General features: G+C 66.4%; 11 protein-coding genes. 2 read left to right on the plus strand and 9 right to left on the minus strand.

Going from position 1 to position 14688, the window contains the following annotated elements; all coding sequences use genetic code 11:
* Positions 1–42: 42 nt before the first annotated feature.
* From dusA to Q0Z44_RS09190, 8 genes are all read right to left on the minus strand, one after another.
* On the minus strand, positions 43–1143 hold the full coding sequence (gene dusA, locus Q0Z44_RS09155) for a tRNA dihydrouridine(20/20a) synthase DusA (protein WP_298011901.1): 1101 nt from the start codon (positions 1141–1143) through the stop codon (positions 43–45).
* Between the two features lie 31 nt (positions 1144–1174).
* Positions 1175–2317, minus strand: a complete 1143-nt coding sequence (locus tag Q0Z44_RS09160; RefSeq protein ID WP_298011902.1) for an enoyl-CoA hydratase/isomerase family protein — start codon at positions 2315–2317, stop codon at positions 1175–1177.
* A gap of 76 nt (positions 2318–2393) precedes the next feature.
* Positions 2394–4226: a translational GTPase TypA gene (gene typA, locus Q0Z44_RS09165; protein ID WP_298011903.1), complete on the minus strand. Its 1833-nt coding sequence runs from the start codon at positions 4224–4226 to the stop codon at positions 2394–2396.
* A 22-nt stretch (positions 4227–4248) separates the two neighbouring features.
* On the minus strand, positions 4249–5268 hold the full coding sequence (truB, locus tag Q0Z44_RS09170; protein ID WP_298011950.1) for a tRNA pseudouridine(55) synthase TruB: 1020 nt from the start codon (positions 5266–5268) through the stop codon (positions 4249–4251).
* 5 nt (positions 5269–5273) lie between these two features.
* Positions 5274–5672: a 30S ribosome-binding factor RbfA gene (gene rbfA / locus Q0Z44_RS09175; RefSeq protein ID WP_298011904.1), complete on the minus strand. Its 399-nt coding sequence runs from the start codon at positions 5670–5672 to the stop codon at positions 5274–5276.
* A gap of 94 nt (positions 5673–5766) precedes the next feature.
* Positions 5767–8835 carry a translation initiation factor IF-2 gene (gene infB, locus Q0Z44_RS09180; protein ID WP_298011905.1) on the minus strand — a complete coding sequence of 1023 codons (3069 nt, stop codon included), beginning with the start codon at positions 8833–8835 and terminating at the stop codon, positions 5767–5769.
* Positions 8836–8909: 74 nt separating this feature from the next.
* On the minus strand, positions 8910–10385 hold the full coding sequence (nusA, locus tag Q0Z44_RS09185; protein WP_298011907.1) for a transcription termination factor NusA: 1476 nt from the start codon (positions 10383–10385) through the stop codon (positions 8910–8912).
* A complete protein-coding gene (locus Q0Z44_RS09190) occupies positions 10382–11041 on the minus strand; it encodes a ribosome maturation factor RimP (protein WP_298011908.1) in 660 nt (219 codons plus the stop codon). The genes nusA and Q0Z44_RS09190 overlap by 4 nt, the downstream gene beginning before the upstream one ends.
* A gap of 375 nt (positions 11042–11416) precedes the next feature.
* On the opposite strand from Q0Z44_RS09190, the gene fabI reads away from it, so the two are divergent.
* Both fabI and Q0Z44_RS09200 read left to right on the plus strand, forming a co-directional pair.
* The gene (gene fabI, locus Q0Z44_RS09195) at positions 11417–12202 is read left to right on the plus strand and encodes an enoyl-ACP reductase FabI (protein ID WP_298011909.1); all 786 of its coding nucleotides are present in this window, start codon (positions 11417–11419) and stop codon (positions 12200–12202) included.
* Positions 12203–12367: 165 nt separating this feature from the next.
* A complete protein-coding gene (locus tag Q0Z44_RS09200; protein WP_298011910.1) occupies positions 12368–12658 on the plus strand; it encodes a DUF4404 family protein in 291 nt (96 codons plus the stop codon).
* Positions 12659–12674: 16 nt separating this feature from the next.
* On the opposite strand, the gene Q0Z44_RS09205 is transcribed toward Q0Z44_RS09200, so the two are convergent.
* Complete coding sequence (locus Q0Z44_RS09205; RefSeq protein WP_298011911.1) at positions 12675–14678, minus strand: ABC transporter ATP-binding protein; 2004 nt, start codon at positions 14676–14678, stop codon at positions 12675–12677.
* Positions 14679–14688: the final 10 nt, after the last annotated feature.

Consider the following 14688-nt stretch of genomic DNA (forward strand, 5'->3'; position numbering starts at 1 on the left):
CCACGCGGCCCGCCTGGGGCCCTAGTCGGGGGGCGGGGGCCCTTAGCCGGCCCCGGCCGCGACGCCGTCCTCGCGCCGGGGTGGGCGGACGTGGGCCTGCTTCATCACCTCGGCCGGCGGCACGTTCTTCAGGTGGTGGTCAGACCACACCTGACGCCAGCGCCGGGCACCGGGCAGGCCGTTGTACAGCCCCAGCACGTGCCGCATGACCTGCGGCCAGCGCACTTCACCGTGCGGCCAGCCCGCAGTGCGATCCATCTCGCGCTGCGCATAGGCCACCATCTCGGCCTCGACCTGCTCGCGCGTGAGCCCGTCGGTGCGCGGACCGCGGCCGAACAGGCGCTCGTCCCACTCGGCCATCATCCATGGGGTGTGGTACGCCGCGCGGCCCACCATCACCCCGTCGAGCGCCACCCCATCGTGCACGACGCCGGGCTGCAGCTGCGCGACACAGGCGTCGTTGTCGGCCAGGCCGCCATTGAGGACGATGACCAGCTCCGGGAAATCGCGCTTGAGCTGGTGCACCACCTCGTAGCGCAGCGGCGGAATCTCGCGGTTCTCTTTCGGGCTCAGGCCCTTGAGCCAGGCGTTGCGGGCGTGCACGATGAACACCTCGCAGCCCGCATCGGCCACGGTGCCGACGAAATCCCGCACGAAGGCATAGGACTCGTTCTGGTCGATGCCGATGCGGTGCTTCACCGTGATCGGCATGGCCGGGTCACCACCACTGGCATCAAGCATCGCGCGCACGGAGTCGGCCACCAGCCCGGCTTCGTTCATCAGGCAGGCCCCGAAAGCGCCCCGCTGCACGCGCTCGCTCGGGCAGCCACAGTTCAGGTTGACTTCGTCGTAGCCGAACTGCGCGGCCAGCTTCACGCAGTGGGCCAGGTCTTCCGGCTCGCTGCCGCCGAGCTGCAGCGCCACCGGGTGCTCGCCCTCGTTGTACTCCAGGAAGCGGTGCAGCTGCCCGTAGACCAGGGCACCCGTGGTGATCATCTCCGTGTACAGCCGCGAATGCGGGCTCAGCAGGCGATGGAAGTAGCGGCAATGGCGATCGGTCCAGTCCAGCATGGGGGCCACGCAGGCGCGCCACGGGCTCAGGCCGGTGGCGGGGTCGATCTTGGGAATGCGTTGAGCGGACATGGGAGGGGAACGAGGGGAAACGGGAACGGAATCAGCGGGGGTCGTGCAGCTCGCGCAGCGGGTGAGCATGCGGCGGCCACACCGCTTCGAAGAAGGCCTCGACCATTTCGGGCTGCACCTCGGCCACCGTCGACGGGCGCCAGCGGGGCGCGTGGTCTTTGTCGACCACCAGCGCGCGCACACCCTCCACCGTCTCGCTGTCGCGGCCCTTGCGCAGCTGGAAGCAGTGCCGCACCATCGTCCGCTCCATGCGGAAGACCTCGGCCAGCGGCATGCTGCGCGCCCGGCGGATCTGCTCCAGCGTCACCCCCATCATCAGCGGTGAATGCCCGGCCATGTGCTGCAGGGTCTCGGCAGCCCAGGCGTCCCCCGCCGCCCGGGCGGTCTCGAGCGAGGCCACGATGTCCTGCAGTGTGTGCCCGCTGAAGTGGCGGTCAATGTCGGCAAAACGCGCGGTGGTGGTGGCTTCCGGCAAGGCATTCAGCGGGTGCTGCGCCACGTGATCCCTCACGCGGGCCATCAGCTCATCGGCATCCTGCGCCGGGCCGGCGCGCAGGCCGTCCAGGAGCAAGGCCAGGCAAGCGCTTTCGGCATGCACATCGGCCAGGCCGAGCGCCAGCGCGTCGGTCACGTCCAGATGCGGGCCCACCACACCCAGGTATTCGCCTGCGTGGCCGGCCAGCCGCGACAGGAAGTAGCCCCCGCCCACGTCCGGAAACAGGCCGATGCGGGTTTCGGGCATGGCCATACGCAGTGAAGCCGTCGCCACACGCAGACGGCAGCCTTGCGCCAGGCCCATTCCGCCCCCCATCGTGATCCCGTCCATCCAGGCCACCGTCGGCTTGGGATAGACGTGGATCAGGTGGTCGAGGGCGTACTCTTCGGTGAAGAAGTCTTCGATTGCCGGATCGCCCGCCAGCGCCGCGTCGTGCATGAAGCGGATGTCGCCCCCCGCACAGAAGTGCGTGGCCACCGGCTTGCCCTCCACAGGCGGCCGGGCCGAGCCCCGCAGCAGCACCGCGAGCACGGCCGGATCGGTGGCCCAGCCGCGCAACACCACGGTCAGCTCGCGCACCATCTCCAGCGTGAGCGCGTTCAAGGCCCTGGGGCGATGCAGGGTGATGACCCCAAGGCCCCCCACCACGTCGGTGCGGATCAGGCTGTCTGCTGGCATGTCTTACGGGCTCCTCGGCGGCTTTCGCCTCTGAAAGGAAAAAAGCGCCCCGCAGGGCGCCTTCGGCAAGAACGGATCAGGCGTTCGCTTCGCGCGAGGCGCGCTTGCGATCGTGTTCCTTGAGGTGGCGCTTGCGCAGGCGGATCGACTTGGGCGTGATCTCGACCAGCTCGTCGTCGTCGATGAAGTCGACGCCGTATTCCAGCGTCAGGTCGATCGGCGGCGTGATCTTGATCGCGTCTTCCTTGCCAGAAACACGGAAGTTGGTCAGCTGCTTGGTGCGGGTGGCGTTCACCACCAGGTCGTTCTCGCGGCTGTGGATGCCGACGATCATGCCTTCGTAGACCGGGTCGTTCGCCTTCACGAACATGCGGCCACGGTCGTCCAGCTTGCCCAGGGCGTAGGTGAAGATTTCACCGTCGTCCATCGAGATCAGCACGCCGTTCTTGCGGCCGCCGATTTCACCCTTGTGGGCTTCATAACCGTCGAAGATCGACGAGATCAGGCCCGAGCCGCGGGTCAGGTTCAGGAATTCGTTGCTGAAGCCGATCAGGCCACGCGCCGGGATGCGGTACTCGAGGCGCACGCGGCCACGGCCGTCCGGCTCCATGTTCAGCATCTCGCCCTTGCGCAGGCCCAGCGCCTGCATCACGCCGCCCTGGTGGACTTCTTCCACGTCGGCAGTCACCAGCTCCATCGGCTCCGACTTCACGCCGTCGATGTCCTTGAACATCACACGGGGCTTGGACACGGCCAGCTCGTAGCCTTCACGGCGCATGTTTTCCAGCAGGATGGTCAGGTGCAGTTCACCGCGGCCACAGACCTCGAAGACGCCGTCTTCGTCGGTTTCCTTCACGCGCAGGGCCACGTTGTGCTGCAGTTCCTTCTGCAGGCGATCCCAGATCTGGCGGCTGGTCACGAACTTGCCTTCACGGCCGGCCAGCGGCGACGTGTTCACGCAGAAGTTCATCGTCAGTGTGGGCTCGTCGACCTTCAGCATCGGCAGCGGCTGCGGGTTGGCCGGGTCGGTCACGGTCACGCCGATGCCGATGTCCTCGATGCCGTTGATCAGCACGATGTTGCCCGGGCCGGCTTCCGTCACCTGCACGCGGTCCAGACCCTGGAAGGTCAGCACCTGGTTGATGCGGCCCTTGATGGTCTTGCCGCCGGGGCCTTCCATCACGACCACGTCCTGGCCCGGCTTGGCCGTGCCCTGGCTGATGCGGCCCACGCCGATGCGCCCCACGAACGACGAGTAGTCCAGCGCCGAGATCTGCAGCTGCAGCGGGGCAGCCGGGTCGCCCTTCTGCGGCGGCACGTGCTTCAGGATGGTGTTGAACAGCGCCGACATGTCGGGGCCCCACTGGGCGCCCGGCTCGCCCTCTTCCAGCGAGGTCCAGCCGTTGATGCCCGAGGCGTACACCACGGGGAAGTCCAGCTGCTCGTCGGTCGCGCCCAGCTTGTCGAACAGGTCGAAGGCGGCGTTGATGACGGCGTCCGGCTTGGCGCCCGGCTTGTCGACCTTGTTGACCACCACGATGGGCTTCAGACCCAGGGCCAGCGCCTTCTTGGTCACGAAGCGCGTCTGCGGCATCGGGCCTTCCTGCGCGTCGATCAGCAGCACCACGCCGTCGACCATGGACAGCGCGCGCTCGACTTCACCGCCGAAGTCCGCGTGGCCCGGGGTGTCAACGATGTTGATGTGCGTGCCTTCCCAGCTCACGGCGCAGTTCTTGGCCAGGATGGTGATGCCACGCTCACGTTCGATGGCGTTGTTGTCCATCACCGTGTCGACGATCTTCTCGTGCTCGGCGAAGGTACCGGACTGGCGCAGCAGCTGGTCGACCATCGTGGTCTTGCCATGGTCAACGTGGGCGATGATCGCGATGTTGCGAATAGGAGTGCTCATAGAAAGCTCACAAAGGTCGGATTCAGGAGGCGGCCACCAGCTCGACCGGTTGGGAGGCACCGTGCATCAGCACCATGCCCTGGACCTCGGCCGGACTCAACAGACGGGTGGGGATCAGTTCACCGCCCTGGATGTGGGCACTGCCCAGCAACACACGGCGGGCGGCGTCTGCTGGCGCCGCAGGATGGGGCCCGTACACACGCACCTGCGGCGCATCGGGCAACTTCGTTCTCCGGCGCAAGCCGGTGAGGAAACGGGTGGCGTCCTGCTCACCGAGCAGCACATCGGGCCAGTCGGCCAGCAGCACGTCGGCAGGCTGCAGCAGCGCATCACGGTCGGATTCGTCCATCGCCAGCAAGGCGTCGAGCGTCACCGCGCCGTCCAGCGTCACGCCGCCACTGCCCGTGCGACGCAGGCCGATCAGGTGCGCACCACAGCCGAGGTGCTCACCGATGTCCTGCGCCAGGGTGCGGATATAAGTGCCTTTGCTGCAACGCACGTCGATCTCCAGCACGTCATCCTGACAGTTGAGGATGTCGATGCCGTGAATCGTCACGCGGCGCGGGGCCCGTTCGATCTCGATGCCTTCCCGGGCGTACTCGTACAGCGCACGTCCCTCGTGCTTGAGGGCAGAGTGCATGGGCGGCACCTGGTCGATCTCGCCGGTGAAGGCGGCACAGGCCGCGGCCACCCGCTCGGGGGCCGTCATCTCCGGTGTCACCTCGCGGGTGGACACCACCTCGCCTTCGGCATCGCCGGTCGTCGTGACCACACCGAGCTTCACCCGGGCGGTGTAGCGCTTGTCCGCGTCCAGCGACACCTGCGAAAACTTCGTGGCAGCGCCGAAACAGAGCGGCAACAGGCCGGTGGCCAGCGGATCGAGCGTGCCGGTATGGCCGGCCTTTTCGGCACGGAACAGCCACTTCACCTTCTGCAAGGCGTCGTTGCTCGACAGGCCCAGCGGCTTGTCGAGCAACACCACGCCGTGCAGCGCCCGGCGCGGCTTGCGCGGCGGGCGAGGCGAACGTTGACCGGCTTGCATCTCGCTCACGGCTGACCGCCCTCCCCGCTGGCGGGCTCATCCGCGTCCTTGGCCTTGTCGGCCACCGCGCGGTTGATCAGGGCGTTGAGCTCGGCCGCGCGTTCGGTCGTGCGGTCGAAGTGGAAATGCAGCGTCGGCACGGTGTGGATCTGCAGCCGCTTGAAGAGGCTGTTGCGCAGGAAACCGGCGGCCTCGTTCAGCCCCGCTTCGGTGTCTTCCGGGTTGCCGATCAGCAGCGAGAAGAACACCTTGGCGTGGGCGTAATCGGGCGTCACGTCGACATGGCTGATCGTGACCATGCCGATGCGCGGGTCCTTGAGGTCGCGGATCAGCTCGGCCACATCACGCTGGATCTGGTCGGCAATACGGTTGCTGCGGTTGGGGGTGGAGCGTTTATGGCGCATGGTGCATTCCTGCTGGGAAACGGCAGCGGCCCATCAAGCACAAACCCCGCCTGGGCTCAGGCGGGGTTGCAAGTGAAAGGGCCTGCGCGGTGTCTTACAGCGTACGGGCCACTTCCTTGATTTCGAAGAACTCCAGGACGTCGCCTTCCTTGATGTCGTTGTAGCCCTTGATGTTGAGGCCGCATTCGAAGCCCTCGCGGACTTCCTTGACATCGTCCTTGAAGCGCTTGAGGCCTTCGAGTTCGCCGGTGTAGATGACCACGTTCTCGCGCAGCAGGCGCAGCTTGGCGCTGCGACGCACCACGCCGTCGGTGACCATACAGCCCGCGATCGTGCCGATCTTCGAGGCGATGAACACCTGGCGGATCTCGGCCGTGCCGATGACTTCCTCGCGCTGCTCGGGGGCCAGCATGCCGCCCATCGCCGCCTTCACCTCATCCACAGCGTCGTAGATGATGTTGTAGTAGCGCAGGTCGACACCGTTGTGCTCGGCCAGCTTGCGGGCGTTGGCGTCGGCACGGGTGTTGAACCCGATGATGACGGCCTTCGAAGCAATCGCCAGGTTGACGTCCGACTCGGAGATGCCACCCACGGCAGCGTGCACGATCTGCACACGCACTTCCTCGGTCGACAGCTTGAGCAGCGATGCAGCCAGAGCCTCTTGCGAACCCTGCACGTCGGCCTTGATGATGAGCGGCAGCGTCTGCACGTCGGCACCCGAACCCATTTGTTCGAACATGCTCTCGAGCTTGGCGGCCTGCTGCTTGGCCAGCTTCACGTCGCGGTACTTGCCCTGGCGGAAGGTGGCGATTTCACGGGCGCGGCGCTCGTCCGACAGCACCATGAACTCGTCGCCCGCTGCCGGCACTTCGGTGAGGCCCTGGATTTCGACCGGGATGGACGGACCGGCTTCGGTTGCGGCCTTGCCGTCTTCGTCCAGCATGGCGCGCACGCGGCCATACGAAGCCCCCGCCAGCACGACATCACCGCGCTTGAGCGTACCCGACTGCACCAGCACGGTGGCCACAGGACCACGGCCCTTGTCCAGACGCGCTTCAATCACCAGGCCCTTGGCAGCGGAATCGACCGGAGCGGTCAGTTCCAACACTTCGGCCTGCAGCAGCACGTTCTCGAGCAGGTCGTCGATGCCCTGGCCGGTCTTGGCCGACACCGGGACGAACGGCGACTCACCACCGTAGGCTTCCGGCACCACCGACTCGGCCACCAGTTCCTGCGTCACGCGGTCGAGGTTGTTGCCCGGCTTGTCGATCTTGTTGATCGCCACAACGATGGGCACACCTGCCGCCTTGGCGTGGTGGATGGCTTCCTTGGTCTGCGGCATCACGCCGTCGTCCGCCGCCACCACCAGGATGACGATGTCGGTCGCCTTGGCACCGCGGGCACGCATGGCTGTGAACGCCTCGTGACCCGGGGTATCCAGGAAGGTGATCATGCCGCGCGGCGTGTTCACGTGATAAGCACCAATGTGCTGCGTGATGCCGCCGGCTTCACCTGCGGCCACGCGGGAGGTGCGGATGTAGTCCAGCAGCGAGGTCTTGCCGTGGTCGACGTGGCCCATGACGGTCACGACAGGCGCACGCGGGAAGGCCTCGGCGGCCTGGTCGGCGTGCTCCTCCGCCAGGAAGGCATCCGGATCGTCCAGCTTGGCAGCCAGCGCCTTGTGGCCCATTTCTTCCACCACGATCATGGCGGTTTCCTGGTCCAGGTGCTGGTTGATGGTGACCATCTGGCCGAGCTTCATCATCTGCTTGATGACCTCGGTCGCCTTCACCGACATCTTGTGAGCCAGATCGGACACCGAGATGGTTTCGGGAATGTGGACCTCGATGATCTGCGGCTCGCTCGGCGGCACGAAATTCGATGCACTGTCGCCGCGGTCGCCACGGCGACCACCCTTGCCGCCCGGGGCCTTCCAGCTGTTGCGGCCAGAGCCACCCGTGTCACCGCCGCGGCCCTTGGAGGGCGCGCCGCGCTTCTTGGCGTCATCGGCCCAGCTCGACGACAGCTTCTCGGACTTGACCGACTTCTTGTCGCCTGGCTTGGCTCCGGCACCCGTGGTGGCACCCGGCGTGGCGCCCGGTGCGCCCTTGGGCTTGTGGATCGTGCCCTTGATGCCTTCCTTGCCGGCTTCGGCAGGCTTGGCTTCTTCGGGCTTCTTGGCCGTCAGCACCTTCTTCGGTGCGTTCATCATCGCGCGGATCGCAGCAGCCTCGGCTTCAGCGGCCTTGCGGCGGTTCGCCAGATCGGCCAGGCGTTGCTTTTCTTCCGCTTCGCGGTCAGCGGCCTTCACCACGCGGACACCTGCGCCGGGCTTCGGCGCATCGGCCTGCACGGGCACGCCCGGGGTGGCCGCGGGCGCAGCCGGTGCGGCAGCGGCCGGCGTGACAGCAGCGGCCGGTGCCGGCTCGGCAGCCTTCGGCTCGGGAGCGGCGGGCTTGTCGGCAGCGGCACGCAGCGTACCGCCCCGCGCGGCGCGCTGGGCGGCGGCGGTCAGGGCGGCGGCTTCGGCACGGGCGGCTTCCTGGGCTGCAGCGCGCTTGGCCACGGCGGCTTCGCGCTCGGCGGCTTCATCGGAGGCACCGCCGGCTGGCACGGCCGAAGCCTTGGCTGCAGCAGCGGCCTCGCGTTCGGCCTGCTCGCGGGCAGCCTGCTCGGCTGCAGCACGGGCGCGGGCTTCCGCCTCTTCACGCTCGCGGCGCTCGGCCTCCTCGCGCTGGCGACGGGCCTCGGCCAGTTGCTCTTCCTGCTCACGCAAGGCCTCTGCCTGGGCGCGGGCCTCTTCTTCGCGGCGGGCCAGTTCGGCCTCTTCCTGCGCCTTGGCGGTCGCCTCGTCCACGCCGTCATCGCGTTTCACGAACACGCGCTTCTTCTTGACTTCGACCTGAATGGTGCGGGCTTTGCCAGATGCGTCAGCCTGCTTGATTTCGGTGGTCGACTTGCGGGTCAGCGTGATCTTCTTGCGGTCGCCGCCGGTAGAACCGTGGGCGGTGCGCAGGTGGTCGAGCAGACGCTCTTTGTCGGCCTCCGTGAGCACGTCTTCAGGGGCGGCCTTGGGCACGCCCGCAGACTGAAGCTGCTCCAGCAGTGTCGCAGCCGGGCGATTCAGTTCCGCGGCGAATTGTGCGACGGTGGTCACGGCCATTGTGTTGATCCTTGCGATGAGCTTTTGCGTAAATAGGTCGAGTGGGTCGTCTCAGGTGGCTGAAGCGTGGGCGATCAGGCGAACCAGTGTTCGCGCGCCTTGAGGATCAGGGCACGCGCCTGTTCTTCGGACACACCGGTGATCTCGGTGAGTTCGTCCACAGCCAGATCGGCGAGATCGTCACGGGTGTGAATGCCCGCTTCGGCCAGCTTCGCAATCAGCTCGGGGGTCAGACCTTCCAGACCCTTGAGATTTTCCGACAAAGCCTCGACTTCTTCTTCCTTGGCGATTTCCATGGTCAGCAAAGCGTCTTTCGCACGGGTGCGCAGCTCGTTGACCGTGTCTTCGTCGAACGATTCCATTTCCAGCATTTCCTGCAGCGGCACATACGCCACTTCTTCCAGGCTGGAGAAACCTTCGGCGATCAGGATGTCGGCGACTTCCTCGTCCACGTCGAGCTTTTCGACGAAGAGCTTGCGGATGGAGTCGCTTTCGACGGCCTGTTTCTGGGCCGATTCCTCGGCCGTCATGATGTTGATGCGCCAGCCGGTCAGGTCCGAGGCCAGGCGCACGTTCTGTCCACCACGGCCGATGGCAATGGCGAGGTTTTCCTCGTCCACCACCACGTCCATGGCGTGCTTTTCTTCGTCCACGAAGATCGACTGCACGTTGGCCGGAGCCAGCGCACCGATCACGAACTGGGCGGGGTCTTCAGACCACAGCACGATGTCGACGCGTTCGCCGGCCAGTTCATTGGTCACGGCGGTGACGCGCGAGCCGCGCACGCCGACGCAGGTGCCGATCGGATCGACCCGCTTGTCGTGCGACAGCACAGCGATCTTGGCGCGCGAACCCGCGTCACGGGCGCAGCTCTTGATTTCCAGCAGGCCTTGCTCGATCTCGGGCACTTCCTGGGCGAACAGTTCGATCATGAAGTCGGGCGACGAGCGCGATAGCATGATCTGCGGGCCACGGGCCAGGGTGTCGACCCCCAGCATGTAGGCGCGAACGCGGTCGCCCGTACGCAGGTTTTCCTTCGGGATCATCTCGCTTCGCTTCAGGCGGCCTTCGACACGACCCGACTCGACGATGATGTCGCCCTTGTCCAGACGCTTGACAGTACCGACAAAGATCTTTTCGCCGCGCGACAGGAAGTCGTTGAGCAGCTGCTCGCGCTCGGCGTCGCGGATCTTCTGCAGGATGACCTGCTTGGCAGCCTGGGCACCAATGCGACCGATGGGCAGCGATTCGATGGGCTCTTCAATGTAGTCGTCGACCTCGATGTCCGGGATCTGCTCCTGGGCTTCGAACAGCAGGATTTCGGCGTCGGGCAGTTGCAGGCCGGCCTCATTGGGCACGACATGCCAGCGGCGGAATGTCTCGTAGACGCCGGTTTCACGGTCGATGGCGACACGGATGTCGACCTCGCCCTGATACAGCTTCTTGGTGGCAGAGGCCAGGGCGGATTCGACCGCACCGAACACCACTTCACGGTCAACGCTCTTCTCACGCGAGATGGCGTCCACCAGCATCAGCAATTCACGATTCATTTCTTCTGACCTCCGAGATCTTGCGCCTCATCGACGGCAACAGTACCGTCCGCCGGGGTTGCCGCCCGACGGCTACGCCCCTTGAAACTCACTTCCGGCACCAGGCGGGCCTCGCGAATCTCGTCGAGCGTGAAATCCAAAACCTGATCCGCCTCTGCGGGCGGGGCCTCGCCTCTGGCCTGGGCCTTGGCGAGCTTCTTGGCGGCCGTGTTCGACAGTGGCTTGTCCGCATCGGCAGATTTCAGCACCAGGCCCCAGGCCTGCCCCGCCTCGATCTGGGCGGGATCGCCGTTCTGTGCAAGGCACAGCTCGCCGCTGAAACGCTTCCGCCCCTGGAAGGGGTGCTTCAACGCGATTTCGATCTGCTCACCCACGAAGCGCGCGAAGTGCGCCGGGGTCTTGAGCGGCCGATCCACGCCGGGCGAGGACACCTCGAGGCGGGCATAGTCGGCGTCGATCGTCTCGAGCGCATACTGCAGCTGACGCGTGACCTTCTCGCAGTCGTCCACCGTGACCAGGTCACCGGGCAGATCGTAGGGCTGATCGGGCAGCCGGTCGATGTAGACACGCAGCAATCCATGCGTACTGCGTTCGCAGTCCACCAGTTCGTAACCCAGACCGGTCACGGTGTCTTCAACGACTTTCAGCCAACTCATCCAGCAAACCCAGCGACGATCGCACCCAGTAAAAAATGTCGAGCAAAAAAAATGGGCTGGAAAGATCCGCCCATTCGTGAACATCCACGAGACGAACTGCCCGCAAGCCACCACAGCCCGCCCAGACCACCGTTGTGATCAAAGGCGCCAGCCTTGCGACTCCGGCACTTCGGCATCACAGCCCGCACACCTGCCGCGCTCTTGAAGTGCAAGCAGGCCACATCAGGCAGCCAATCCCGCATTTTACTCCGAGGAAACGGCTCGAGCAAGGCTGCGCGGTGAATTTCCTGTTGTGCGCCACGATGCATGCGAAAATCCGTTCATCGTTGAGCGGGTGGGCAGTTGTTCACCCCTTGTTTTTTTCATGGAGACCATATGGGCTTTCTCGCCGGCAAGCGCCTGCTGATCACCGGACTGCTGTCCAATCGTTCCATCGCCTATGGCATTGCCAAGGCCTGCAAGCGCGAAGGCGCCGAGCTCGCATTCAGCTACGTGGGCGAGCGCTTCAAGGACCGCATCACCGAATTCGCCAAGGAATTCGACTCGGAGCTGGTGTTCGACTGCGACGTGGCGAACGACGAGCAGATCGCCGCGCTGTTCGCGGATCTGGCCAAGACCTGGCCGACATTCGACGGCTTCGTGCACTCGATCGGTTTCGCACCGCGTGAAGCGATTGCCGGGGACTTTCTGGAAGGTCTGTCGCGCGAGGCGTTCCGCATCGCGCACGACATCTCGGCCTACAGCTTCCCGGCGATGGCCAAGGCGGCCCTGCCCTACCTGAACCCGAACGCCGCGCTGCTGACGCTGTCCTACCTGGGCGCCGAGCGCATCGTGCCGGCATACAACACCATGGGCCTGGCCAAGGCCTCGCTCGAGGCCAGCGTGCGTTACACCGCCTCCAGCCTCGGCCCGAAGGGCATTCGCGTCAACGGCATTTCGGCCGGCCCGATCAAGACCCTGGCCGCCTCGGGCATCAAGGGCTTCGGCAAGATCCTCGACGTGGTGGAGCAGAACGCCCCGCTGCGCCGCAATGTGACCATCGAAGACGTCGGCAACGTGGCCGCGTTCATGCTGTCCGATCTGGCTGCGGGCGTGACTGCCGAGATCACCTATGTGGACGCTGGCTTCAGCCAGGTCATGGGCGGCGTGACGGAGGCCTGAGGCCCCACCGGACCGCGCCATGAACCCAGGCCGACCCTGTGTCGGCCTTTTTCATGCCCGCTTGATGACCGTCAGCCCCTGGCAACGTCGGGCTCGCCCTGTCTTGGAAGGCTCGCAGCGCCGTCGCACAATGAGGCAGCACCTTACTGACCTCACGGAGTAGCCATGGACGCCACCGAACTCAAGACCCTGCTGCAGCGCCTGAAGAACGAGCTCGAAAGCGGACAACCCGTGGCCCCGGAACTCAAGGCCCTGTTGCAGGACCTCGATCGCGACATCCAGCAGGCCCTCGAGGCCCAGCCTCTGCCTGCCGGAAGCGAAAAAGCCCCGTCCGAGGACGAGGCTTCCCTGAATGCGCGGGCGCAGGCGATCGAGGCCCGCTTCTCCACGGATCACCCTTATCTGGCCAGCACGCTGCGCGACGTGCTGGACACGCTGGGCAAGATGGGGATCTGATCAGGCGCGCTGCCCCTTAGACCGGGCGGCGCGGCACGGCAGTAAGCAAAGTACGGGTGTAGGCGTGGGCGGGCTGCTCCAGCACCTGCGCGGCAGGCCCCTGCTCGACCAATTGGCCGCGCTGCATCACGGCCACCTGATCGGCCAGGTAGCTGACGACCCCCATGTTGTGCGTGATGAAGAGCAGGCCCAGACCCAACTCGGCCTGCAGTTCGCGCAGCAGGTTGAGAATCTGAGCCTGAACGGACACGTCGAGCGCAGAGGTCGGCTCGTCACACACGAGCACCCGGGGCGACACCGCGAGCGCACGCGCAATGGCCAGCCGTTGTCGCTGCCCGCCCGAGAACTCGTGCGGGAAGCGTGGCAGCGCATCGGTGCGCAGCCCGACCCGGCCCACCAGGTCCGCCACGCGGTCACGGCGCTCGGAGCCCGACAGATCGGGCCGCAGCGTCAGCAAGCCTTCTTCCAGGATCTCGCTGACGCGCATGCGCGGGTTGAGCGAGGCAAACGGGTCCTGGAACACCATCTGCACCTGCCTCCGGGCAGCTTGCAAGGCCGCGCCCTGGAGGGCGAACAGGTCCTGGCGCACGCCCGCGTCCGCCAGCCAGGCCTCGCCAGCCACGCGGATGCCGGGCTGCGCACGCAGCAGCTGGACGACGGCGCGACCGGTGGTCGTCTTGCCGCACCCCGACTCTCCCACCAGTGCCAGCGTCTGCCCGGGCAGGATGCGGAAAGCCACACCGGACACCGCCTGCACCTCGTGCGCGCGCCTCAGCAGCCCGCCACCAGAGCGGAAACCGACCGAGAGATCACGGACTTCGAGCAAGGCCTGCGCGTCGGTCCGCGCTGCGCCCGCTTCGCGGTGGGTCAACGGCTCAGGACTGGCTGGGGTCGGCGGGGGCACAGAGAAGTCAAGCGGAACGGGCGCAGGTGGCAGCGGGCCCAATCGCACGTCGATGGGCGGGCCGAGCCGAATGGCGTCGGGCGGTGGGGGAACCTCGCCCTCGCGAAAGCCGTCGGTGGACACGAAGGTGCCCGATCCGGCGTCGCCCAACGGGAACCAGCAACGCACGCGCCCTTCCCCCAGGCGCTCGAGCCGTGGCGCCTCAGCGTGGCAGCGGGCTTCTGCCCGCTCGCAGCGCGGCGCGAAGCGGCACCCCTCGAAGCGCTGCCACAACGGCGGCACGGAGCCCGCAATGGCGACCAGGGGCTGGCCGCGCCGGGTGGCATCGGGGAGTGCCTGTAACAGAAGCCGGGCATACGGATGCCGCGGCTGGCTGAAAAAGCGTGCGGCAGGCGCCTCTTCCACGATCTGGCCGGCGTACATCAGGGCCACGCGGTGCGCCATGTCGGCCACCACCGCGAGGTCGTGCGTGATGAGCAAGAGCCCCAGCTGGCGTTCGCGCTGCAGGTCTTTCAGCAGGTCGAGCACCTGCTTCTGGATGGTGACGTCGAGCGCCGTGGTCGGCTCGTCGGCAATCAGGTAGGCCGGCTCGGCCGCCAGCGTCATGGCAATCATGACCCGCTGCTTCTGACCGCCACTCATCTCGAACGGGTAGCTGTCGATGCGGCGCTCGGGCTCAGGAATGCCGACACGCCGCAGCCATTCGACGGCTTTCGCCCGTGCCGCCTCACCGCGCAACGGCGTGTGGGTTTCAATGGCCTCGACGATCTGATCCCCCACGCGCATCACCGGGTTGAGGCTCGTGGCCGGCTCCTGGAAGATGATGCCGACGCGACCGCCACGCACCTTGCGCATCAGTGATTCGGGGAGCGCCAGCAGCTCGGTGGGCTTGGCGTCGGGGGCATCGGCGCTGAGGGCCACGCGCCCACGCGCCACACGGCCGTTGTCCGGCAACAGGCGCATCATGGCCAGGGCCGTCATGCTCTTGCCGCAGCCGGATTCGCCCACGAGCGCGTAGGTTTCGCCCCGCGACAGCGTCAGGCTCAGGCCGTCCAGGGCGCGCACCAGGCCGGCGTCGGCTTCGAGCACCACCTGCAGGTCATCGAGTTGCAGCATGGGGGCTCCT

Source organism: uncultured Aquabacterium sp. (assembly GCF_947366995.1).
Classification (GTDB): Bacteria; Pseudomonadota; Gammaproteobacteria; order Burkholderiales; family Burkholderiaceae_C; genus Aquabacterium.

Coding starts and splice junctions, on each gene's coding strand:
- typA (WP_298011903.1), bottom strand. CDS start 4,226: ATGAGCACTCCTATTCGCAACATCGCGATCATCGCCCACGTTGACCAT.
- rbfA (WP_298011904.1), bottom strand. CDS start 5,672: ATGCGCCATAAACGCTCCACCCCCAACCGCAGCAACCGTATTGCCGAC.
- Q0Z44_RS09190 (WP_298011908.1), bottom strand. CDS start 11,041: ATGAGTTGGCTGAAAGTCGTTGAAGACACCGTGACCGGTCTGGGTTAC.
- dusA (WP_298011901.1), bottom strand. CDS start 1,143: ATGTCCGCTCAACGCATTCCCAAGATCGACCCCGCCACCGGCCTGAGC.
- Q0Z44_RS09200 (WP_298011910.1), top strand. CDS start 12,368: ATGGACGCCACCGAACTCAAGACCCTGCTGCAGCGCCTGAAGAACGAG.
- truB (WP_298011950.1), bottom strand. CDS start 5,268: ATGCAAGCCGGTCAACGTTCGCCTCGCCCGCCGCGCAAGCCGCGCCGG.
- Q0Z44_RS09160 (WP_298011902.1), bottom strand. CDS start 2,317: ATGCCAGCAGACAGCCTGATCCGCACCGACGTGGTGGGGGGCCTTGGG.
- nusA (WP_298011907.1), bottom strand. CDS start 10,385: ATGAATCGTGAATTGCTGATGCTGGTGGACGCCATCTCGCGTGAGAAG.
- fabI (WP_298011909.1), top strand. CDS start 11,417: ATGGGCTTTCTCGCCGGCAAGCGCCTGCTGATCACCGGACTGCTGTCC.
- infB (WP_298011905.1), bottom strand. CDS start 8,835: ATGGCCGTGACCACCGTCGCACAATTCGCCGCGGAACTGAATCGCCCG.
- Q0Z44_RS09205 (WP_298011911.1), bottom strand. CDS start 14,678: ATGCTGCAACTCGATGACCTGCAGGTGGTGCTCGAAGCCGACGCCGGC.